At 71.2% G+C, this 20,768-nt stretch carries 19 protein-coding genes; 8 read left to right on the forward strand and 11 right to left on the reverse strand.

Features of this window, described 5'->3' with window-relative positions:
* Positions 1–33: 33 nt before the first annotated feature.
* The 3 genes from ACIP79_RS26875 to ACIP79_RS26885 all read left to right on the forward strand — a co-directional run bounded on the left by ACIP79_RS26875 (position 34) and on the right by ACIP79_RS26885 (position 4,032).
* Positions 34–936 carry a LysR family transcriptional regulator gene (locus ACIP79_RS26875; RefSeq protein WP_401227234.1) on the forward strand — a complete coding sequence of 301 codons (903 nt, stop codon included), beginning with the start codon at positions 34–36 and terminating at the stop codon, positions 934–936.
* A gap of 241 nt (positions 937–1,177) precedes the next feature.
* A complete protein-coding gene (locus tag ACIP79_RS26880) occupies positions 1,178–2,524 on the forward strand; it encodes an NAD(P)/FAD-dependent oxidoreductase (RefSeq protein WP_401227235.1) in 1,347 nt (448 codons plus the stop codon).
* Between the two features lie 128 nt (positions 2,525–2,652).
* On the forward strand, positions 2,653–4,032 hold the full coding sequence (locus ACIP79_RS26885) for a S1 family peptidase (protein WP_401227236.1): 1,380 nt from the start codon (positions 2,653–2,655) through the stop codon (positions 4,030–4,032).
* Between the two features lie 54 nt (positions 4,033–4,086).
* Here ACIP79_RS26885 and ACIP79_RS26890 read toward each other — a convergent pair whose 3' ends face one another.
* Together ACIP79_RS26890 and ACIP79_RS26895 are read right to left on the reverse strand one after the other, a co-directional pair.
* Positions 4,087–4,275, reverse strand: coding sequence for a hypothetical protein (locus ACIP79_RS26890; RefSeq protein WP_383688475.1), 189 nt, complete (start codon positions 4,273–4,275; stop codon positions 4,087–4,089).
* Between the two features lie 71 nt (positions 4,276–4,346).
* On the reverse strand, positions 4,347–5,504 hold the full coding sequence (locus ACIP79_RS26895; protein ID WP_401227238.1) for an ROK family protein: 1,158 nt from the start codon (positions 5,502–5,504) through the stop codon (positions 4,347–4,349).
* 209 nt (positions 5,505–5,713) lie between these two features.
* Here ACIP79_RS26895 and ACIP79_RS26900 point away from each other — a divergent pair, with 209 nt between their 5' ends.
* The gene (locus ACIP79_RS26900; protein WP_401227240.1) at positions 5,714–6,913 is read left to right on the forward strand and encodes a Gfo/Idh/MocA family protein; all 1,200 of its coding nucleotides are present in this window, start codon (positions 5,714–5,716) and stop codon (positions 6,911–6,913) included.
* Between the two features lie 58 nt (positions 6,914–6,971).
* On the opposite strand, the gene ACIP79_RS26905 is transcribed toward ACIP79_RS26900, so the two are convergent.
* Positions 6,972–7,667 carry a L,D-transpeptidase family protein gene (locus ACIP79_RS26905; protein ID WP_401227242.1) on the reverse strand — a complete coding sequence of 232 codons (696 nt, stop codon included), beginning with the start codon at positions 7,665–7,667 and terminating at the stop codon, positions 6,972–6,974.
* A gap of 189 nt (positions 7,668–7,856) precedes the next feature.
* Between ACIP79_RS26905 and ACIP79_RS26910 the strand changes: the two genes are divergently transcribed.
* Positions 7,857–9,248, forward strand: coding sequence for a pyridoxal phosphate-dependent decarboxylase family protein (locus ACIP79_RS26910; RefSeq protein WP_401227243.1), 1,392 nt, complete (start codon positions 7,857–7,859; stop codon positions 9,246–9,248).
* A gap of 19 nt (positions 9,249–9,267) precedes the next feature.
* Here the strand turns inward: ACIP79_RS26910 and ACIP79_RS26915 are convergent, their stop codons facing one another.
* Positions 9,268–10,065, reverse strand: coding sequence for an SDR family NAD(P)-dependent oxidoreductase (locus tag ACIP79_RS26915; RefSeq protein ID WP_401227244.1), 798 nt, complete (start codon positions 10,063–10,065; stop codon positions 9,268–9,270).
* Between the two features lie 50 nt (positions 10,066–10,115).
* Here ACIP79_RS26915 and ACIP79_RS26920 point away from each other — a divergent pair, with 50 nt between their 5' ends.
* On the forward strand, positions 10,116–10,646 hold the full coding sequence (locus ACIP79_RS26920) for a hypothetical protein (RefSeq protein WP_401227246.1): 531 nt from the start codon (positions 10,116–10,118) through the stop codon (positions 10,644–10,646).
* A 2-nt stretch (positions 10,647–10,648) separates the two neighbouring features.
* Here ACIP79_RS26920 and ACIP79_RS26925 read toward each other — a convergent pair whose 3' ends face one another.
* From ACIP79_RS26925 to ACIP79_RS26935, 3 genes are all read right to left on the reverse strand, one after another.
* Complete coding sequence (locus tag ACIP79_RS26925; protein ID WP_401227247.1) at positions 10,649–11,575, reverse strand: SDR family oxidoreductase; 927 nt, start codon at positions 11,573–11,575, stop codon at positions 10,649–10,651.
* A gap of 169 nt (positions 11,576–11,744) precedes the next feature.
* Positions 11,745–12,374: an MBL fold metallo-hydrolase gene (locus ACIP79_RS26930; protein WP_401227249.1), complete on the reverse strand. Its 630-nt coding sequence runs from the start codon at positions 12,372–12,374 to the stop codon at positions 11,745–11,747.
* Positions 12,374–13,459 carry an S-(hydroxymethyl)mycothiol dehydrogenase gene (locus tag ACIP79_RS26935; protein ID WP_401227251.1) on the reverse strand — a complete coding sequence of 362 codons (1,086 nt, stop codon included), beginning with the start codon at positions 13,457–13,459 and terminating at the stop codon, positions 12,374–12,376. The genes ACIP79_RS26930 and ACIP79_RS26935 overlap by 1 nt, the downstream gene beginning before the upstream one ends.
* A 271-nt stretch (positions 13,460–13,730) precedes the next feature.
* On the opposite strand from ACIP79_RS26935, the gene ACIP79_RS26940 reads away from it, so the two are divergent.
* Positions 13,731–15,485: an ABC transporter ATP-binding protein gene (locus ACIP79_RS26940; protein ID WP_383689598.1), complete on the forward strand. Its 1,755-nt coding sequence runs from the start codon at positions 13,731–13,733 to the stop codon at positions 15,483–15,485.
* 54 nt (positions 15,486–15,539) lie between these two features.
* On the opposite strand, the gene ACIP79_RS26945 is transcribed toward ACIP79_RS26940, so the two are convergent.
* Positions 15,540–17,000 carry an aldehyde dehydrogenase family protein gene (locus ACIP79_RS26945; protein ID WP_401227253.1) on the reverse strand — a complete coding sequence of 487 codons (1,461 nt, stop codon included), beginning with the start codon at positions 16,998–17,000 and terminating at the stop codon, positions 15,540–15,542.
* Positions 17,001–17,210: 210 nt separating this feature from the next.
* Positions 17,211–17,492, reverse strand: coding sequence for a hypothetical protein (locus ACIP79_RS26950; RefSeq protein ID WP_401227255.1), 282 nt, complete (start codon positions 17,490–17,492; stop codon positions 17,211–17,213).
* 173 nt (positions 17,493–17,665) lie between these two features.
* On the opposite strand from ACIP79_RS26950, the gene ACIP79_RS26955 reads away from it, so the two are divergent.
* The gene (locus ACIP79_RS26955) at positions 17,666–18,031 is read left to right on the forward strand and encodes a nuclear transport factor 2 family protein (protein ID WP_401227257.1); all 366 of its coding nucleotides are present in this window, start codon (positions 17,666–17,668) and stop codon (positions 18,029–18,031) included.
* A 410-nt stretch (positions 18,032–18,441) separates the two neighbouring features.
* On the opposite strand, the gene ACIP79_RS26960 is transcribed toward ACIP79_RS26955, so the two are convergent.
* On the reverse strand, positions 18,442–19,110 hold the full coding sequence (locus tag ACIP79_RS26960) for a TetR/AcrR family transcriptional regulator (protein ID WP_401227258.1): 669 nt from the start codon (positions 19,108–19,110) through the stop codon (positions 18,442–18,444).
* Positions 19,111–19,292: 182 nt separating this feature from the next.
* The gene (locus ACIP79_RS26965; protein ID WP_401227260.1) at positions 19,293–20,633 is read right to left on the reverse strand and encodes a DUF3500 domain-containing protein; all 1,341 of its coding nucleotides are present in this window, start codon (positions 20,631–20,633) and stop codon (positions 19,293–19,295) included.
* Positions 20,634–20,768: the final 135 nt, after the last annotated feature.

Below are 20,768 nucleotides of genomic sequence, written 5' to 3' on the forward strand. Positions count from 1 at the left end.
GACCAACCTGGTCCCGATTGATACCCTGGGGATATGAATGACCTGGAGGTGCGGCAGCTCCGCTACTTCGTCGCGGTCGCGGAGGAACTGCACTTCGGGCGCGCGGCCGATCGGCTGAGCATGGCGCAGCCCCCGCTGTCCCGCGCGATCCGGGACCTGGAGCGGCAGCTCGGTGTGACGCTGTTCGAGCGGACCACCCGGCAGGTGAAGCTCACCGGCGCCGGAGAGGTCCTGCTGCGCGACGCCAGAACCGCCCTGGAGGCGATCACCGCCGCCGCTCACCGTGCTCGGCACGCGGGCAGCACCTCGCCCCGGCTGCGCATCGCGCTCAAGGCCGACATCGACGGTGGCCTGCTTCCGCGGATCCTGGACGCCTACAGCACCGAACCCGACGCCCTGCCCACCGAACTGGTCCTCGGAGGGTTCGGCGATCAGCCCGAGGCACTGCGCGATGGCCTGGCCGACGCGGCACTGGTGCTCCGCCCCATGGACGACCGCGGGCTGGACAGCGAGCCGCTGATCACCGAGCCGGTCCTGGTCGCCATGGCCGCGACCGATCCGCTGGCCGCCAGGACCCAGCTGTGCCTGGCCGACCTGGCCGGCCGGCACCTCCCCAGCGGCGCACCTGCCGACCAGGGCCGGGCAGCGCCGCGCAGGCCAGGGGCGACACGGTCGGCCTCCAACCTGTCGGAGATCTTCAGCCTCGTCGAAACGGGCACCATCGTGTTCTTCGCACCTGTCTCGGTCGCCCGACGCAACCCGCGCCCGGGGATTGCCTATCGACCGGTCAGCGACCTGCCGGACTGCACGCTGGCCATCGCGTGGCCCCAGGACGCCCGCTCACCGGCCGTCGCCGCCCTCGTACGCGTCGCTTGCGCGATCGCAGCCACCCAGCGCACCCAGCCAGAACCCCGGACGCGGAGCACGACCGCCTGAGGGCCACGACCGCGGGACGGCCACCGCCTGCAACCACGGGCGCCGGCATCGGACATGGGTCGCGCCCACAGCGGTGAACCGGAGAGACCCGCCTGCGCCTGTCCGTTGTCAACAACGCTCGTGGTCAAGTCGCCGGCCGCGATCCACGGCCTTCGTCGTGGGGTGGCAGGCGCGCGCGTCCCGTGTGAGCCTGGGCTCGCGGTCGGCGGGCCGCGCCGCCACAGCGAGAGAGGCCGCACGGATGGACGCACCGAAGATCGTGATCGTCGGAGCCGGATTCGCCGGAGTCGAGACCGCGCGGGGGCTGGAACGCGCGCTCGCCCCGGCCGACGCCCGGATCACCCTGGTCAGTCCGAACGACTATCAGCTCTATCTGCCGCTGCTTCCACAGGTCGCCGCGGGTGTCGTCACCCCGCAGTCGGTGGCGCCCTCACTGCGCCGGATCCTGCGCCGCACCGAGCTGGTGCCGGGCGGGGTGATCGGCGTGGATCCGGCGGCCAAGGTGTGCGTCGTGCACAAGATCACCGGCGAGGTCGTCGACCTGTCGTACGACTATCTGGTGCTCACCCCGGGCAGCGTGACCCGCACTTTCGACATCCCCGGCCTGGTCGATGAGGCGCGGGGCATGAAGACGCTGGCCCAGGCGGTCTATCTGCGCGACCACGTGATCGCCCAGCTCGACCTGGCGGCGGCCACGTCGGACGAGGACGAGCGGGCGGCGCGGCTCCAGTTCGTGGTGGTCGGCGGCGGCTACGCGGGGACCGAGACGGCAGCCTGTCTCCAGCGGCTCACCACCGCCGCGGCCAAGCAGTACCACCCGCGCCTGGACCCCTCGCTGATCAAGTGGCACCTGGTGGACGTCGCGCCCAAGCTGCTGCCGGAGCTCGGCGACAAGCTGGGCGCGAGTGCGCTGCGCATGCTGAGCGAACGTGGCGTACAGATCTCCCTGGGGACCTCCGTCGCCTCCGTCGGCGAGGACAAGATCACTCTCACCGACGGCCGGGTGCTGGCCTCGCGGACCCTGGTGTGGACGGCCGGTGTCGCGGCGAGCCCGCTCGTGAACTCGCTGGGCGCCGAGACGGTACGCGGCCGGCTCCTCACCGAGGCGGACTTCCGGGTGCCGGGCCTGGACGGGGTGTTCGCGCTGGGCGACGCGGCCGCGGTGCCCGACCTGGCCAAGGGCGACGGCTCGTACTGCGTGCCGACCGCCCAGCACGCCGCCCGGCAGGGCAGGCACGCGGCGAAGACCCTGGCGGCGCTGCTGCGCGGGCTGCCCTCCACGCCGTACCGGCACAAGGACCTCGGTCTCGTCGTCGACCTCGGCGGCCACGACGCCGTGTCCAAGCCGCTCGGCATCGGGCTCAAGGGGGTGCCCGCGCAGGTCGTGGCCCGCGGCTACCACCTGTTCGCGCTGCGCACCGGGGCGGCCCGCTTCCGCACCGGCGCCAACTGGCTGCTCAACGCGGTCGCGGGCGACGACTTCGTGCGCACCGGGTTCCTCGCGGACCGCGAGGGGACGCTGCGGGACTTCGAGCACACCGACGTCTATCTGACGCCGGAGGAGGTGGCCGCGCGCACCCGCGTCTGACGGGGGATCATCACGGCGGCGCCCCACCGTGAACGCGCGGACGCGGGCGCACGTATGAAGGGAGGGCTCTCGACCGGAGCCCCCGGCGGTGGTTGACGCCGGTGGTGTTCGGCTTCGGGAGCCCATGGATGAGGCACGCACGACGACGGATCGTCCAACGGGGGGCGCGGATAGCCGCCGTCGGAGGACTGCTCTGCGGAGGCCTGATGGTGTCGCGCGCCATGGCGAGCGAACCGTCCGACTCCCCGCGTGCCACAGCGAGTTCGGCCCAGGCCGCCGCGGACAGTGGGTCCCGGCTTGTCTCCACGCTGGGCGCGTCCCGTACGGCCGGCAGCTGGATCGCCGCCGACGGGCGGCCCGTGGTCGCGGTGACCGACACCGGAGCGGCGGCCGAGGTGAAGAAGGCGGGCGCCCGCCCCAAGGTCGTGGACCACAGCATGCAGGACCTCAAGTCGGCCACTCAGACGCTGAGTTCGGCGCCCCGGGTGCCGGGCACCGCGTGGGCCGTGAACTACGCCGACAACGAGGTCGTGGTGCGGGCGGACAGCACGGTCTCCGCCTCCGACTGGTCGCGGATGACGACCCTGGCCGAGGGTATCGGCGACTCCGTGCGCATGGAGCGGACCAAGGGTGAGTTCACCACCCGGCTGAACGGCGCGGACGCCATGCTCTCGACCGGCGGACGCTGTTCGGCGGGCTTCAACGTGACTAGCCCGCAAGGGGAGTTCATCCTCACCGCCGGGCACTGCGGGCCGGCCGGTTCCCTCTGGTTCGCCGACAGCCAGGGCACCCAGCAGGTGGGCCGCACGATCACCACGTCGTTCCCCGGCGACGACTACTCCCTGATCCAGTACGCCGCCGGACAGACACCTCCCAAGGAGAACATCGTCGCCATCGGCGGCGGCCAGGGTGTGCGGATCACCGGCATCGCCGATCCGACCGTGGGCCAGCGGGTCTTCCGCAGCGGCAGCACCAGCGGGCTCCGCGACGGCCAGGTCACGGCGCTCAACGCGACGGTGAACTACCCGGAGGGCACTGTCTCGGGGCTCGTGGAGACCACCGTGTGCGCCGAACCGGGCGACAGCGGCGGCCCGTTGTTCTCCGAGGGCATCGCGCTCGGCGTGACGTCGGGCGGCAACGGCGACTGCTCCACGGGCGGTACGACGTTCTTCCAGCCGGTCACCACGGCGCTGTCGGAGCTCGGGGTGACCATGGTGGGACAGCCGCAGGCGTCCGGCGGTCCCACGGCGGGAGCATCCACGGCGCCGTCCGCCGCGGCCTCGCAGGGAGCGGCCGTCGCGCCGGGCTCCGCCGCGCCGGGTTCCCTGGAGTCGGTCGGCGCCGACGCCGCCGAGACACTCATCACACGCCTCACGGATCCCAGGAACATCGGCCCCGGGCTGCTGGTCATCGCGGGAAGCCTCATCGCGCTGGTGGCGACCCGGTACATCCGCTCGGAGCAGGACCGCAGCCGCTATCGGCAGCAGTACTCGCAGAGTTGGGGATGAGACCCGGGTCACACAGCGGGCGGGCGCCGGGAGAAGAAGCCGGGGTCCGGCTGGTCAGGCGGCCTGGATGGGCGTGTGCGGGGCGGCCTCGGCCCACTCCAGCACGAGCCGCTGGTACTCACGCCGTTCGTCCATGCTCAGCGTCCCACCGGTCCGGAACCAGAGGGCTCGGATCTCCTCGTTGACCTCGGCGGCGGACCGCTCGGAGGCGGTTTCAGGAGTGGTGGACATGGTGTGAAGCATACGGACCTTGGCGTGAAGGCGATGTGAGTAAAGGTACGTCGGGCGACATTACGGACCGTGAAGCTCATCACTCACGCCTCGGTCAACCCCAGGACCAGTACCTGGATCGCCAACACCGCGGCTCCGCGCGCCCAGTCGTGGAAGTCGGACACCTTCGTCTCCAGGTCCACCGGATCGGCCCGCGGGTGACGGCCCGCGAGCACCGTCTCCTCGACCAGCGGGCCCGCCACGTCGACGAGCCCGACACCCTCCCCGGCGAGAAGGATCTTCTGCGGCATGGCGAAGTTGGCGATCTGCGCCACCAGGGTGCCGAGGGCGCGGGCCGCCTCTCCGACGACCCGTGCGGCCATGGGTTCACCGGCGGCGGCCGAGGCGAGGATCTCCTCGTACGTCAGGTCGCGGCCGGTGGCGGCACGGAGCTGGTAGCGGATGCTGCGGATGGTGAGCAGCGAGACGGCGCTGCCGCGGTCTCCGTCGGGCGTGAGCGGGCCCTGCGGGTTCACCAGCCAGTGGCGGCCGGCGCCAAGGCCGTCCTCGGCGCCGGCGACGCGCTTGCCGCCGAGGACGAGGCCGTAGCCGATCCCGGCGCCGATGGTGAGGACGACGAAGCGGTCGAGGCCGCGCCCCGCGCCGAACCAGCTCTCCGCCTCGACCAGGGCGGCGGCGTCGTTCTCGACGACGACCGGCAGGGACGTGCGTTCCTGGACGAGTGCGGCCAACGGGACGTCGCTCCAGCCGAGGAAGGCCGACTCGCCGACGACGGCCCGCTTCTCCACGCTGCCGCCGACACCGATGCCGATGCCCGCGAGGCCGGGAAAGTCGCGGGCGAACCCGTCCGTCATCTCCCCCAGGAGGTCGGCGACCAGATCGGGGTCGTGCGTGGCGAGGGGAAGGTCGCGCCGGGCGACGATGTCGCTCCTGAGCGTGGTGACGACGCCATACACCCGGTCCGCGGTGATCTTGAACCCGGCGAAGAAGCGGGACTCGGCGACGATGTCCAGCGGCTGGGAGGGACGCCCCTGCCGCGTTCTGCCGGGCGCGGAATCCGCCGACTCGACCAGCAGGCCCGACTCGATCAGCGGCTTGGTCAGCCGGGTGAGGCTGCCCGCCGAGAGGTCCAGTCGGCGCGCGATCTCGCTGCGGGACAGCGGACCGTGGACGAGCACCTCGATCGCCACGGCGCGTTCGCCCGCGCTCAGCGGCAGCCAACCGTCGGCAGGTGCGGTCATGGACGTCGGGCTCCCCACGAATATCTTTCGCCCTGGAAGTAATGGCGACACGATAAACCGCCACTCTTGGTCCGGCAAAGAACTGTGCGGATGTCTTGACGCCAGGATTCTTCCGAGCCAAAAGTAAGTAGCCCGGGATGAGTCCTGATCAATCTCGTTCTCGGCCAGTGAAGCCGTCGAGCAAGCGACCAGTGAAGGGTGTCACCCGCATGACGTTCTCCCTCGGCATCGTCGGAGCCGGGCAGTTCTCGGGCCAGTTCGCCAAGCTGTTCCACGCCCATCCCGGCGTGGGCGACGTGTACGTGACCGACCTGCTGCCCGAACGGGCGGAGCGACTGGCGGCCGACGAACGGCTGTCCGGCACCTTCCCCTCGTACGAGGCGATGCTGGAGTCGGCGGCGGTGGACGCCGTCGCCGTCTTCACCCAGCGCTGGACCCACGGGCCGCTGGTGCTCCAGGGGCTGAACGCCGGCAAGCACGTGTACTCGGCGGTGCCCATGGCGATCACCAAGGAGGAGATCGCGGCGATCATCGACGCGGTACGGGCGACCGGACTGACGTACATGATGGGCGAGACCAGCCAGTACAACCCGGCCACCGTCCACGCCCGCGACCGGATCGCCGACGGCGCCTTCGGCCGGATCTTCTACGCCGAGGGCGACTACGTCCATGACATGGATCTCGGGTTCTACGACGCCTACCGGTACAGCGGCGGCGAGAACTGGAAGGCGACCGCCAGCTATCCCCCGCTCCTCTACCCGACGCACTCGGTGGGCGGGGTGCTCGGAGCGTGGCGGACGCACGCCGTGAGCGTGTCCGCGCTGGGGGTACGCGACGAACGCGGCGACGGCGTGTTCGACCAGGAGATCAGCCAGTTCGGGAACGACTTCTCCAACGCGACCGCCCTGTTCGAGGTCGCGGGCGGCGGCTCGTTCCGTACGAACGAGTTCCGGCGGGTCGGCTACCCCTCGCACATCAGGGAGTCACGTTTCCGGTTCTTCGGCACGGAGGCGAGCATGGAGCAGCTCGCCACGGTGGCACTGTGGCAGGACAAGAAGGGCGTACTGGACATCAGTGAGCTCCTGGAGCCCAAGCCGACACTGGCTCCCGACGATCCCTCGCTCCAGCACGTCGCTCCCGCGCTGCGGGCCGCCTTCACCTCGGGATCGGCGCCCGTGCACGACCGGGCGCGGCTGCCCCGGGAGTTCGACCACCTGCACAACGGTCACGAAGGCAGCCACCACTTCCTGGTGGACGACTTCGTGACCGCGGTGAACACCCGGACCCTGCCCTCGGTGGACGCGTGGACCGCCGCCCGCTACACCCTGCCGGGCATCGTCGCGCACGAGTCGGCGCGGCAGGGTGGGGCCAGGCTGGATATTCCGGACTTCGGCGACGCTCCCGCGTGACCCAGGGCCTGTGGCCGTAGCCCTAGCCGTGTCCGTGTCCGAGCCCGGCCGGGTGCCGTCAGGTGCCCGGCTTGCGGCCGTAGACGAAGACGTCGTCGCCGTTCCTGAGGAGCGACCAGTACTTCTTGGCGGTGGTCTTGGTCATGTTGACGCAGCCGTGCGAGCCGGGCGGGTTCCACATGCTCAGGCCGACCGAGTGGAAGGCCTGGCCGCCGTCGAAGAACTGGCTGTAGGGCATCGGCACGTCGTAGATGCTCGACACGTGGTCGATGTCACGCCAGTAGACCTTCTTCAGGCCGGTGCGGGTCTCGTAGCCGTTGCGGCCCGTGCGGACCGGCACCGGACCGTAGACGAGCCTGCTGCCGTCCTGGATCCAGCTGATCTGGAGGCTGAGGTTGACGCAGGCGATGCGGCCCTTGTTGACCGGGCACTTGCGGTCCTTGTTCGGGTTGTTGCCGACGGCCTTCTGCTTGTTCATCAGGTCCATCACGCCCCAGGTGACGGGGCCCGCGTACCCGATGTTCGGGGTGATGCCGTGCTTGTTCTGGAAGGCCTGGATCGCCTTGCAGTCGGCCGTGGACTGCCGTCCGTCGACCGGACGGCCGAGGAACTTCTCCACCTTCTTCTGGTACGGCCCGGCCTGTGTCGTACAGCTCGCGGCCTGCGCGGGAGCCGCCCCCAGCGCGAGTGTCAGCGGCACGACCAGTCCGGTGATGCCGAGCGCGACAGCTCCACGCCTGCTCAAATCCCCCATGACGGACCTTTCCCTTGCATTCCACTCGCGTCTCTCGCGAGGTCCGACTCCTAGACCCGCGTCGGAGGGTACGCGTTGTAGCGCCGGTCAGGCTGCGACGAAACGGTGACATTTCCCGGTGGCGGGTCCAGTCCAGTTTCCCCCAGGTGGCCCGGGATACCCGCACGGCGTCCGCCCTACGCTGCGGACATGCACCGCACACTCGCCGATGATCTCGGTCGGCTCCCCGAACTCCTCCAGTCCGCCCGTGACTTCGCCGCGCGGGAGGTGAGCGGGCTGGCCGACCGGCCGGTGGCCCACCTCGGAAAGGCGCCCGGCCGCGAGCCCCTGCCCGCCGCCGGAACCGGCGCCGAGGGCGCGCTGACCCGCTTCGCCGAGCGCTGGGCCCCCGGCTTCTCGGGTTCCGCGGGCCCGCGCTATCTCGGCTTCGTCACCGGCGGCTCGACACCGGCCGCGCTCACCGGGGACTGGCTGACCAGTACGTACGACCAGAACGTGTCCGGCGGCGGCGACTCCTCCGCCGCCGCGCTGGAGCACGAGACCGTGGGCTGGCTGCGTGAGCTGTTCGGGCTGGGCGAGGAGCACAGCGGTGCCTTCGTGAGCGGGGCGACCGTCTCCAACACGGTCGGTCTCGCCATCGCGCGGGAGTGGCTCGGCGAGCGCCTCGGCGTGTCCGTGTCGCGGGAGGGGCTCGGTGCGCTCGGCCGCGTCGACGTGCTGTCCGGCAGCCCGCACTCCAGTGTCACCAAGGCGCTGTCCGTGCTCGGCGTCGGGCGGGACGGGCTGCGCCAGGTGCCGGTGCTGTCCGGGAACCGTGAGGCCGTCGACGTCGAGCGGCTCGCCGAGGCCCTGGAGTCGCTGGAGGGCCGCCCGGCGATCGTGGTGGCGAACGCCGGCACGGTGAACACCGTCGACTTCGACGATCTGCGGGCCGTCGCCGCGCTCAAGGAGCGGTACGACTTCTGGCTGCACGTGGACGCCGCGTTCGGCGGCTTCGCCGCGCTCTCCCCCGCGTACGCGCATCTCGTCGACGGCCTCGACGCGGCCGACTCCGTCTGTGTCGACCTGCACAAGTGGCTGAACGTCCCCTACGACGCGGCCGTCCAGTTCACCAGGCGCCGTGACCTCCAGGTCCGGGTCTTCCACAACGCCTCGCCGTACCTCGGCATGCCCACCGGCGACCCCGACTTCCTCCACCTCACACCGGAGAACTCCCGTCGGCTGCGCGCCCTGCCGGCCTGGTTCGCGCTCACGGCGTACGGACGGGACGGGCACCGCGAGATCGTCGAGCGGAACGTCGCGCTCGCCGGGCGCCTGGGCGAACGCGTCGCGACGGAGGGGCGGTTGAGGCTCCTCGCGCCGGTCCGGCTCAACGTCGTGTGCTTCACCCTCGCCGGGGATCCGAGCCAGCAGCGGGTGCGTGAGTTCGCCCGCGCGGTGGCCGCCTCGGGCGAGGCCTTCGTGACACCGACGTCCTACGGCGGGACACACGCCCTGCGAGCGGCGTTCAGCAACTGGCGTACGTCCGAGGCCGACACGGACCGGGTGTTCGACGTGCTGCGGCGCCACAGCGGCACCTGAGGAGGCGCGGGCGTGGCGCTCAGGCCTCGCCCCGCTGCCGTACCGCCTGCCGAAAACCGGTGTTGACCGCCAGCAGCCCCCCGTCCACGCACAGGGTCGTCCCGGTGATCCAGGCCGCGTCGCGGGAGGCGAGGAAGGCGACGGCGGCCGCGATGTCCTCCGGCTCACCGACGCGCCCCAACGGGTAGAGCGCGGCGGCCAGTTCGAGATCCGTGTCGCGGCCCTCCCATGCCGTGGTGCGGACCGTGCCCGGCGCCACCAGGTTGACGCGGACACCGCGCGGGGCGGCGTGCCCGGCCAGGGTTCGGGTGAGTGACACCAGCCCCGCCTTGGCCGCGCTGTAGGCGTGATTGCCGAAGTCCTGGAGGCCGTTGACCGAGCCCACGCTGACGATGGCTCCGCGGCCCGAGGCCACCAGGTGCGGGAGGGCCGCGCGGGCGCAGCGGTAGGCGCCGGTCAGGGTGAGATCGAGGTCTCGGGCCCAGGTCTCGTCGGACTCGTCCTCGAAGAGCGGGGCGTCAGGGGTGCAGCCGTACGCGTTGTTGACCAGTACGTCCAGCGAGCCGAAGGCGGCCACGGCGTGCGCGACGGCCGCCTCGACCGAGGTCCGCTCCCCCACGTCGCAGGTGAACGCCTCGGCCCGGTCGCCGAGTTCGCGGATGGCCGCCGCCGTCTTCTCCGCCTCGGCGAGGTCCACGTCCGTGACGAGCACGGCGGCACCTTCCCCGGCCAGCCTGCGGGCGGTGGCCGCGCCGATGCCGCGGGCCGCGCCCGTGATCAGAACCCCATAGCCCTCGAAACGCCGTGTCGCAGTCATGGGACGGACGGTAGTGCCGTGATCGTCCCGGCGACAGATACCGTGCGTCCATGTCCGAGTTAATACAACAACTCCCGGCGCTGATCGGCGTGGTGGTCGGTGCCCTGGGTTCGTACCTGGCGATCGTGCGGGGCGACCGTGCCCGTTTCGGCCGGGAGCGGGAGGCCCGCTGGGAGGAACGGCGGCTCACGGTCTACACCGACTACGCGCGCTGTCTGAAGAAGACCGTCACCCTCACGTACCGCATCGCGTCCCACCTGGGAGCCGATCCGCATCCGCACCCGCTGACCCCCGAGGAGGCGGCGCCCCAGATGGCCGAGGCGCTGGACGCCCGGGACCCCGCCTGGGAGGCGCTGCTGCTGCTCGGCGCCCCGGACGTCGTGGAGGCGGCCCGCGCCTGGGTCGTCGTGGCCATGGAGATGGAGCACTTCCCGCAGGAGGGGACCCACTCGACCCCGGTGTGGCAGGCGTTGCTCGAACGGCAGCGCGCCTGTCGCGAGGCCTACTACGCGGCGGTCCGGAGCGACCTGGCGCTGCCGCCGGGCCACCCGGCCCGTTGGCAGCCGCACACCCTCACCTGAGTTCAGCGGTACCCCGTCGCGTCCGCCGCCCCGCCCACGTCCTGGACCTCGACCATGTAGCGCCAGGCGTCCGGACGGCTGCCGTCGCGGTCGGTGAAGCCGTAGACCTGGGCCAGTCGCCCGCTGGAGAGCGAGTCGCCGTTCCAGCGGGCGACGTCCGGGTCGGCGGCCAGCGCGGCGACGGCGCGGCCCACGTAGAAGGGTGTCTCGGAGATGCCGAAGTGGGGGACGCGCTCCAGGGCGTCGCGCCAGTTCTCCTCGGTCACACCGAAGTTGTCGAGCATCATCTCCGAGCGCAACCAGCCGGGGGTGAGTGCGACGGCGGTGGCTCCTCGCGGGCCCAGTTCGTGGCCCAGCGCGAACGCCATGCGCAGGACGGAGGACTTGGCGAGGTCGTAGAAGAACGAGACGCGGTAGGTGTCCCGGTTGTACTCGGCGGTGCCGTCGGTCATCTCGACGACCAGTCCGCCGGGGTTGCGCAGGAGCAGCGGGAGCGCGTGGTGGCTGGTGATCGCGTGTGTCTCGACGGCGAGGCGCAGCAGTCGCAGGCCCTTGTCGAGGTCGTGCTCCCAGACCGGGGAGTCCCACTCGAAGAGGGTTTCGCCGCCCCAGATGTCGTTGACGAGGACGTCGAGGCGGCCCTGTTCGCGGGCGATGCGGGCGACGAGGGCTTCGACCTCGGAGGGGACGAGGTGGTCGGTGGGGACGGCGACACCGCGGCCTCCCGCCGCCGTGACCAGGTCCGCGGTGTCCTCGACGGTCTCGGGGCGGTCGTACTCCGATCGCTTGGCGCGGGTGCTGCGGCCGGTCACGTAGACGGTGGCGCCCGCCGCGCCGAGTTCCACGGCGATCCCGCGGCCTGCGCCCCTGGTCGCCCCGGCGACGAGTGCGACCTTGCCTTCCAGCGTGTTCCGTTGCGGCTGCGACATGTCCGACCTCCGTGTTCGTGGAGCTCACGCGATGCCTTCACGCGTGCTTCCCCACGAGGGTCCCTCGGAAGCCGGACATCTTCTGTCGTCATTTCTTCGGCGCGTCCGGTGTTCGGCGCGTCCGGTCTTCGGCGCATCCGGGTCGACCGCCGTCGGCGCCCTGCCGGGGTCAGTGACCCCGGGTGATCCACTCCTCCAGGTGGGGTGCCTCGGCGCCGATGGTGGTCGAGTCGCCGTGCCCGGTACGCACGACGGTGTCGGCCGGAAGCGTGAGCAGCCGGTCCCGGATCGAGTCGACGATCGTCGGGAAGTGGGAGTAGGAGCGCCCCGTGGCGCCCGGCCCGCCCTGGAAGAGCGTGTCACCGGTGAACACGGCGCCCAGGCCCGGGTCGTAGAGGCAGACCGCGCCGGGGGCGTGCCCCGGCGTGTGCAGGACGGTCAGGTCGGTGCCCGCGGCCTCGATCACCTGGCCGTCGTGGAGCCAGGCGTCGGGGAGACGGTCCGGGTGGGTGAGCTTCCACAGCGGCAGGTCGTCGGGGTGCAGCCAGATGGTGGCTCCGGTGCGCTCGGCGAGGGCGGGAGCGGCGTCGATGTGGTCGTCGTGGGCGTGGGTGCACACGATGGCCAGCAGCCGACGGTCGCCGACCGCCTCGGCGATGGCGTCGGCGTCATGGGCGGCGTCGATGACGATCGCCTCGTGGTCGTTCCCGACGATCCACACGTTGTTGTCGACGTCCCACGTGCCGCCGTCCAGCGAGAACGTGCCGGAGGTGACGAGGTGTTCGATGCGCGTGCTCATCACAGCACCACCACGGAACGCAGCACGTCGCCGTGGTGCATCCGCTCGAAGGCGGGTTCCACGGCGTCCAGGGCGATCGTCTCGGTGACGAACGCGTCCAGGTCCAGTCGGCCCTGGAGGTGCAGGTCGATCAGCATCGGGAAGTCGCGGGAGGGCAGGCAGTCGCCGTACCAGGACGACTTGAGGGCTCCGCCGCGTCCGAAGACGTCGAGCAGCGGCAGCTCCAGCTTCATCTCCGGTGTCGGTACGCCGACGAGGACGACCGTGCCCGCGAGGTCACGGGCGTAGAAGGCCTGCTTGTACGTCTCGGGGCGGCCCACCGCCTCGATGACGACGTCGGCGCCGAAGCCGCCGGTCAGCTCACGGATCGCCTCGACGGCGTCGGTCTGCGCGGAGTTGACGGTGTGCGTGGCGCCGAGCTTCGACGCGGTCGTCAGCTTCCGGTCGTCGATGTCGACGGCGATGATCCTCGCCGCGCCTGCGAGACGGGACCCGGCGATCGCCGCGTTGCCCACCCCACCGCAGCCGATGACGGCGACGGAGTCGCCCCGGCCGACGTTCCCGGTGTTGATCGCGGCGCCGATGCCCGCCATGACACCGCAGCCGAGGAGTCCGGCGACCGCCGGGGAGACCTTCGGGTCGACCTTGGTGCACTGTCCGGCGGCCACCAGGGTCTTCTCGGCGAAGGCGCCGATGCCGAGCGCCGGGGACAGCTCGGTGCCGTCGGTCAGGGTCATCTTCTGCTTGGCGTTGTGCGTGTCGAAGCAGTACCAGGGCCGGCCGCGCAGACAGGCCCGGCAGTTCCCGCACACCGCGCGCCAGTTGAGGACGACGAAGTCGCCGGGCTCGACGTCCGTGACGCCGGCGCCGACGGACTCGACCACGCCCGCCGCCTCGTGACCGAGCAGGAAGGGGAAGTCGTCGCTGATGCCGCCCTGTTTGTAGTGCAGGTCGGTGTGACAGACCCCGCAGGCCTGGATCTTCACGACGGCCTCTCCAGGCCCCGGATCCGGCACGACGATGGTCTCGACGCGCACCGGCTCGTTCTTGCCCGGTGCGATCACGCCCCGTACTTCCTGCGCCATGTTGATCAGCCTTCCGTAAGTCGACGTTCCGACAACCGACCCTACGGCGTGAACGGCCGGTGGAAGGCCAGGTGGTGCGCTGTGACGAGGGACGGCGGTGCGCCGGCCGCGCCGGCCCGCCCCCGGTGGTCGTGTCCTCGTCTGCGGCTCCTCCCGGCCGCGAGTGGTCCGTGGCCTGATTCGCTGTAGTCGGAAGGACGCCGCGCGTGACGTCCACCCCCCTCACCGACGTAGCCTGAACTCACCGCACAGACCCCTCACAAGGAGCGCCGTGAGCATCACCGCAGCCAAGCCCGAGGCACCCGCGTGGCGCCTGTTGTTCGGGTACGTACGACCGCATCGTTGGGCGCTGTTGGCAGGCGGGCTGCTGGCCCTGACGACCGGGGCCACCGGGCTGGTGCTTCCGCTGGTGGCGCGGGGGCTCATCGACGATCTGTCGCACGACCGGCCCATAGCGGCGGCGCTGTTCGGCATGGCGGCGCTGGTGGTGACCAACGCGGCGGTGGGCGCGTCGGGTTCGTACGTGCTGCGGCGCACCGCCGAGTCGGTGGTGCTCGGCGCGCGGCGCGCCCTGTCGTCGTATCTGCTGCGGCTGCGCATACCGGCGGTGGACCGCAGCGAGCCGGGTGACCTGATGTCCCGGATCACGTCCGACACGACGCTGCTGCGCGAGGTCACGACCGATTCGCTGGTGGGCTTCGGCACCGGCGGCCTCACCCTCGTCGCGACGGTGGTGATGATGGGCCTGGTCGATCCCGCGCTGCTGGGCGTCACCCTGCTGGTGATCCTGTGCGCGGGCACCGTCCTCGGCGTGATCGTGCCGCGCATCAACCGGGCCAGCAAGCGGGCGCAGGACGCCGTCGGCGTGATGGGCGCCTCGCTCGAACGGATCCTCGGCGCGCTGCGCACCATCAAGGCGTCCGGCGCCGAGCACCGCGAGGAGCAGGCCATCCACGCGGCCGCGGAGGAGTCGTGGCGGCAGAGCGTGCACGCCGCCAAGTGGTCGGCCGCCGCGGGCAACACGGCCGGTCTCGCGATGCAGATCGCGTTCATCACGGTCCTCGCGGTGGGCGGCGCGCGCGTCGCGACCGGCGCCATCGACGTCGGTACCCTCGTCGCGTTCCTTCTCTACGTCTTCTATCTGATGTCGCCCATCCAGCAGGTCGTCGGCGCGATCACGCAGTACCAGACCGGTGCCGCCGCCCTCGCCCGTATCCAGGAGGCCCTGGAACTCCCCGCCGAGCCCGCCACGGCGCCCACCCCGCTGCCGGCCTCCAGCGCGGAGCCCGCCGCGGTCACCTTCGACGACGTGCGCTTCCGGTACGCCGACGATCTGCCGTACGTCCACCACGGGGTGACGTTCGCCGTCCCGGCCCGTGGCATGACGGCGTTCGTCGGGCCCTCCGGCGCCGGCAAGACGACCGTCTTCTCTCTCATCGAGCGGTTCTACGACGCCGAGTCGGGCGTCATCACGTTCGACGGCCGCCGCCTGGAGGACTGGGATCTCTCCCAGCTCCGCTCCTCGATCGGTTACGTCGAGCAGGACGCGCCCGTCCTGTCGGGTTCGCTCCTCGACAACCTGCTGCTGGGCAATCCGGACGCCGACGAGGCCGAGGTCACCCGCGTGCTGAAGACGACCCGCCTCGACGGACTCGTCGCCCGACTGCCGCACGGTCTGGACACACTGGTCGGGCATCGCGGCACCAAGCTGTCCGGCGGCGAGCGTCAGCGCGTCGCCATCGCTCGCGCCCTGCTGCGCCACCCCCGGCTGCTGCTCCTGGACGAGGCGACCTCGCAGCTCGACGCGGTGAACGAGGCCGCGCTGCGCGACACGGTCGCCGACGTCGCCCGTACGACGACGGTGTTCGTGGTCGCGCACCGGCTGTCCACGGTCACGATGGCCGACCGGATCGTCGTCATCGACGCGGGCCGTGTCCGCGCGGTGGGCACCCACCGCGAACTCGTGGCCGGGGACCCGCTGTACGCGGAACTGGCGGCCACGCAGTTCCTCGCAACCGCCGGCTGACCTGCCCGCCCGCCCCCCGGCGTATCCGCCGGGGGGTTCCCGCACGCCGGGTCGTCAGAACGGAAAGTGCGCCTGCTGGGTGGCGATGGTCACCCAGCGCGTGTTGGAGAACGCCTCCAGTCCCCAGCGGCCACCGAACCGTCCGTAGCCGGAGGCCTTGACGCCGCCGAACGGCGCCTGCGGCTCGTCGGCGACGGACTGGTCGTTGATGTGCACGATGCCGGTGCGGATCCGGCGGGCGACGGCCAGCCCGTGCGTGGCGTTCTCGGTGATGACCCCGCAGGTCAGGCCGTTGTCGGTGTCGTTGGCGATGGCTACGGCCGTGCTGTCGTCGGCGAAGGTCTCGATCACGCAGACCGGGCCGAAGGCCTCCGCGTAGTAGATCTCCGCGTCCTTCGGGACACCGGTGAGGACGGTCGCCGGGTGCACCGCGCCCTCGGGTTGCCCGCCTCCGGTGACGACCGAGGCGCCCTTGGCCACCGCGTCCTCGACGAGCGCGGCGACGCGCCGGGCGGCGGAGGCGGCGACCAGCGGACCGACCACGGTGTGCGGGTGCGCCGGGTCCCCGGCCTGGAGCGTGGCGACCTTCGCCGCGAACTTCCGCGTGAACTCCTCGCCGAGGGACTCGTGTACGAGGATCCGGTCGCCAGACATGCAGATCTGACCGGAGTTCATGAACACGCCGAAGGTGACGGCGTCGACCGCGTAGTCCACGTCGGCGTCGTCGAGCACCAGGACCGCGTTCTTGCCGCCCAACTCCAGGACGGCGGGCTTGAGATGCCTGGCGGCGTGCGTGCCGATGATCCGGCCGACGTTCGTGGACCCGGTGAAGTTGACTGCCCGCACGCGCGGGTCGGCGATGAGGGCCTCGGCGATCTCGGCGGCGTCCTCACGGGCGTTGGTGACCACGTTCAGGACACCGTCCGGCAGACCGGCCTCGCGCAGCACGTCGGCGACCAGCAGCGCACAGGCGATCGGCGCGTCCTCGCTCGGCTTCACCACGACGGTGTTTCCGGCGGCGAGGGGGGCCGCGACGGCTCGTACGCCGAGGATGACGGGCGCGTTCCAGGGGGCGAAGGCGGCGACGACACCCAGTGGTTCGCGGATCGCGAGGCCCAGGGCGCCCGCCTCCTGGGCGCTGAGCACCTCACCGCGCGGTGAGGTGATCGCGGCGGCGGCCTCGCGCAGGATGTTCGCGGCGAGACCCACGTTGAAGTACGCCCACGGGCGGGTGCCGCCCGCCTCGTGCGCCATCAGCTCGGCGACCTGTTCCGCCCTGGCGTCGAGGAGGTCGGCGGCCCTGAGGAAGATCACCCGGCGGGCGAAGGGAGCGAGCGCGGCCCAGTCGGCGAAGGCCGCGTCGGCGGCGTCCACGGCGCGGGCGACGTCCTCGGGGCCGGCCGCGGCGACGGTGGCGTACACCTCGCCGGTGTAGGGGTTGATGTCCTCGGCGGTGCGGCCCGAGGCGGCGGGCACGTCCTTGCCGCCGATGAACAGTTCACGGGTGATGGCCATGGCACGGCTTCCTTCGGTACGTAGCGACGACGGTACGCAGTCCTTCAGGACATCAGTAGGGGGCGGACGACTGCAAGGTTTGTTCGCGTGGTGAAACTTAATTCACCGTTCAACCAGGATGTTCCGGCCAGGCCCTGCGAAAGTCAAGGGCAGACACGTCCGCCCCCGGCACCGAGGTGCCGGGGGCGGACGAACCTGTCGGGCGCCGGACTACGCGTCGAGCAGCCCGGTGACGGGGGCGAGCAGGTCGGTCAGCTGGTGCATCTCGTCGAGGCCCGAGTTCAGCCGGTTGAGCCCGGCCAGCTGGGTGGAGACCTTCGGGACCACGGCCTGGTACTCCGTGGGAATCTCGCTCACGGCGAGATTGTCGAGCTCGGCCATGGGGTTCAGCGGCTTCGGCGCCGGGGCGGCGGCGCTCGCCATCGGCGCGGCAAGGCCCGCGACGCCGACGGCGAGACCAACGGCGGCGGCGATACGACGTGTTGAGATCATGCTTTCAGCAACGGTCGCGGACCCCGGGCGGTCACGGTCTCCGCCCGCCGCTCACCCGGGAGGCTCACAGGTCCGGGCCGCGTTTGCCGGAAGTCCCCCGGCGGAGGAGGCTCGTAGAAGAGGCCCTTCGCGGCCCGCTCCTCGCAGGGCCGCGGCCTTCCAAGGAGGTCATCATGGGCACCGCGGCAGGCCCCGCGTTCGACACCGAAGCGCTACGCAGGGGCATCGAAGGACAGAGCGCGGCGGATCTGCTGTCGCTCTACGCCGACGACGCGGAGATGCGCGTCGTCGACCACAACACCCAGCCCAGTCATCCGATGGTCAGACACGGCCGCGCCGAGATCGCCGACATGCTCGACGACGTCTACAGCCGCGACATGACCCACAAGCTGGAACAGTGCGTCGTCGAAGGCGACCATGTCGCCTTCACCGAGTCCTGCCAATACCCGGACGGCGCGAAGGTGCTGGCCAACTCGATGATGTCGCTGCGGAACGGCAAGATCATCGAACACACGCTCCTCCAGGCATGGGACGAGTAGGCGGGCACCGGCCGGAGATCCGGATCAGCTCACATCTGACCTGGACCTTCTCGGCCAGTGCGGCGAGGGGCCGATCCCGGGCGCACCGGTCCCGGCTGCCGCGTCCGCTGTCCGCGGCGGGAATGCGGATGTCCGCCTCCGTACTGCGCTCGGCCCTGCGGGGAACACGTGTCCGCGCTCCCCGAGTCCGGCGCGTCAGGCCTCGCTGAACCCCGGGAAGCGCCGAGGCCCTCGCCGGCTGCTCCGGTCGTACGGCGTGACCGACGCCGAGGTGGAACGGCACCGGGGGCGCGCCGACGAACGGGTATGTGCCGCGGAGCCAGGCGACCGGGCGACCGGGCGACCGTGTCAGTGACGCTTAAGGGTGGCCCACGCCCTCAGGCGGGCGAGGGCGGGATCCTGGTCGTGGACTACGCGTCGTCCTCCGCCGCCCGCCAGCCCTCCGGCCGCATGATCCCCAGCAGCTGCCGGACGAGTTCCTCGACCACCTCGTCGAGAGTCGCCTCCACCCAGCCGGCGTTCCAGTCGTGGAGCAGTCCGTTCACGCTGCCGATGAACCCGACGGCGGCGATGTGGTAGTCGCGCTTCGCCGCCTCCCCGCGGGCCGCCGCCGCCTCCGCCTCGGCACAGAGGAGGCACACCCAGCGGGCGCGGCGGGCGAGCCGTTGTTCCTCCAGCCGCGGGCTCACGCCGATGACCTCGACGAACGTGATGCGTATCCGCCGCGGATCGCTCGCCACGTTCGCGCAGTAGGCGTGGAAGATCGCGGCGGCCCGCTCCGGGAGCGGCAGGTCCCGGGCGGCGGCGAGGGCGGCGAGAGCGGCCTCCTCGGCCCAGTCGTTGACCTGGAGGTGCAGGACGGCCAGGACGTCCTCAAGGGTGCGGAACTCCTCGTAGAACTGGCGGGTGGACAGGCCCGCCGCCTCACTCAGCGCGGCGACGGTCGTGGACCGGAAACCCGGGCTCTCGCCGAACAGCCGGAGCGCGGCGTCCAGGAACCGGCGTCGCCGCTCGGCCTGCCGCTCCTCGGCCGTCCTGCCCCTGTACCGGCCGGTCGACTGTTTGAGCCTGCCCGCCACACGTCGCTCCTCTGTCGTCGGTGACCGTTCACACTCCGACGATTTTGTCGTGTTACGGGCACCAAAGAGGAGATCACCGCCCTACTACTCACTGGTAAGTTCGTTCTGTGGCCCGCCTGGTGACGCTAGGGCACCGCACAGCAGCTCATCGTGCAGACCAGCGACAGCCTGGAGTTCCGGCGTCACTGATGGTGCGGTGACGTCAGGTAGTGCTGCCGGAGGAGCTCCCTTCCGTAGTCGTTCCCGTTGGGCGTACGGATGATGGAGTGGACGTGCTTCTGCGTCGCGCCACTGCCCTGCGTCGCGCCGTACGCGCCCGCGAGCGGGCCGGGCGCCTGACAGTCGACCTCGACCCACACCACCGGGCTGTGCACGCGGACGTAGAAGGCGGAGTCGTCGGCGATGCCGCCCGCCCAGGTCACATAGGTGTCGTCGAGGTGCTTGCGCACCTCCGCCATCCGCACCTGCGCGACGTCGGCCTTCGCTCGGCTCACGAAGGCCTCGACGATGCCGAGCAGCTTCTTCTTCTGGAGGGCGGTGAGCCTGTTCCCGCGCAGGCCCGTGTACGCCTGGACCGAGTTGTCGGAGAAGGCACCCGCCTTCATCGACTCGTTCGACTTCGTCGTGGACTCGATCGCGACGCTCCGCTGGGCGGCGGTGAGGGAGTTGATGAAGGCGAGGCCCGCCACGACCTCCTCGTGGCAGACGGTCACGGTCTCGCCGTCGATCTCCATGGAGGTCGGCTCGGAGCCCCAGAAACAGGGGCTCATCACGACCTGGTCACCGAGGACGAAGTAGTTGACGACCAGGTGGTGGCCGTCGAACTGAAAGCCCCAGGGCTCGGTGGCGGACGGCGTGCCCATCAGGGTCCAGTAGTAGGCGTCCTCGTTGAACGAGGCGGTGTTGTCGATCGCCTCCCCGGCCGCCTGGTTGATCCTGCGGATCTTCTCGGTGGTCTCCAGACCGTCCGCGCTGAGCGCCGACTTCAACAGGGCAGTACCCAGCGCCTTCTGAGTGTCCGTCATGTCGGCGAGTGTGACGCCCTGCCGCTCGTAGGCGTCGACGTTGCTCCACAGCCGCCACTCGGTGGAGTGGACGGTGAACTGGGTCGCGGTCCTCTGGGTGTCGGTCAGCCCGGCGAGGAAGGCCTTCGCGGCGGCGATCACGGGCGCGGTCGCGACGCCGGTGGAGTGGATCGTGTAGAGGTCGTCGATCCGGTTGCCGTCGGTCGTCAGGCCGAAGAAGTCCTCGGTGATCGTCTGGTTTCCGGGACCTCCGGTGCCGCCGCCTGGACCGCCGCTGGGCGCCCCGCTCGGCACCGCCGAAGCGGTCGCGTCGGCGGTGCCGGTGCTCTCGTCGGCGAGCGCGGACCAGGCGCCGACGCCGCCCATGGTCGCCACCGCCGTCGCACCGCCGGCGAAGAAGACCTTCCGCATGAAGTTACGGCGGCTCGCGTGAGCACGGTGGGCGGCCTCGGACTGCGGCTCCCGGGCTGTCTGATCGCCGGTTTCGAGCTCGGTCATCGTCGCTGGCTCCCTTCGTCGTCGGCGCGTCCACGTCGGACGGCCTGGCACGGACGACTCTGGCGGAGCAACCTGATGCGAAACTGAACCGAGGCTCCCGGGACGGGGAAAGCGCCGGCCCGGCCGCCCTGGAAG

The sequence above is a fragment of the Streptomyces sp. NPDC088747 genome, from assembly GCF_044751025.1.
In the GTDB taxonomy this organism is placed as follows: domain Bacteria; phylum Actinomycetota; class Actinomycetes; order Streptomycetales; family Streptomycetaceae; genus Streptomyces.

Coding starts and splice junctions, on each gene's coding strand:
- ACIP79_RS26920 (WP_401227246.1), top strand. CDS start 10,116: ATGTCCGAGTTAATACAACAACTCCCGGCGCTGATCGGCGTGGTGGTC.
- ACIP79_RS26915 (WP_401227244.1), bottom strand. CDS start 10,065: ATGACTGCGACACGGCGTTTCGAGGGCTATGGGGTTCTGATCACGGGC.
- ACIP79_RS26945 (WP_401227253.1), bottom strand. CDS start 17,000: ATGGCCATCACCCGTGAACTGTTCATCGGCGGCAAGGACGTGCCCGCC.
- ACIP79_RS26910 (WP_401227243.1), top strand. CDS start 7,857: ATGCACCGCACACTCGCCGATGATCTCGGTCGGCTCCCCGAACTCCTC.
- ACIP79_RS26950 (WP_401227255.1), bottom strand. CDS start 17,492: ATGATCTCAACACGTCGTATCGCCGCCGCCGTTGGTCTCGCCGTCGGC.
- ACIP79_RS26905 (WP_401227242.1), bottom strand. CDS start 7,667: ATGGGGGATTTGAGCAGGCGTGGAGCTGTCGCGCTCGGCATCACCGGA.
- ACIP79_RS26890 (WP_383688475.1), bottom strand. CDS start 4,275: ATGCTTCACACCATGTCCACCACTCCTGAAACCGCCTCCGAGCGGTCC.
- ACIP79_RS26880 (WP_401227235.1), top strand. CDS start 1,178: ATGGACGCACCGAAGATCGTGATCGTCGGAGCCGGATTCGCCGGAGTC.
- ACIP79_RS26925 (WP_401227247.1), bottom strand. CDS start 11,575: ATGTCGCAGCCGCAACGGAACACGCTGGAAGGCAAGGTCGCACTCGTC.
- ACIP79_RS26955 (WP_401227257.1), top strand. CDS start 17,666: ATGGGCACCGCGGCAGGCCCCGCGTTCGACACCGAAGCGCTACGCAGG.
- ACIP79_RS26895 (WP_401227238.1), bottom strand. CDS start 5,504: ATGACCGCACCTGCCGACGGTTGGCTGCCGCTGAGCGCGGGCGAACGC.
- ACIP79_RS26875 (WP_401227234.1), top strand. CDS start 34: ATGAATGACCTGGAGGTGCGGCAGCTCCGCTACTTCGTCGCGGTCGCG.
- ACIP79_RS26900 (WP_401227240.1), top strand. CDS start 5,714: ATGACGTTCTCCCTCGGCATCGTCGGAGCCGGGCAGTTCTCGGGCCAG.
- ACIP79_RS26965 (WP_401227260.1), bottom strand. CDS start 20,633: ATGACCGAGCTCGAAACCGGCGATCAGACAGCCCGGGAGCCGCAGTCC.
- ACIP79_RS26885 (WP_401227236.1), top strand. CDS start 2,653: ATGAGGCACGCACGACGACGGATCGTCCAACGGGGGGCGCGGATAGCC.
- ACIP79_RS26935 (WP_401227251.1), bottom strand. CDS start 13,459: ATGGCGCAGGAAGTACGGGGCGTGATCGCACCGGGCAAGAACGAGCCG.
- ACIP79_RS26930 (WP_401227249.1), bottom strand. CDS start 12,374: ATGAGCACGCGCATCGAACACCTCGTCACCTCCGGCACGTTCTCGCTG.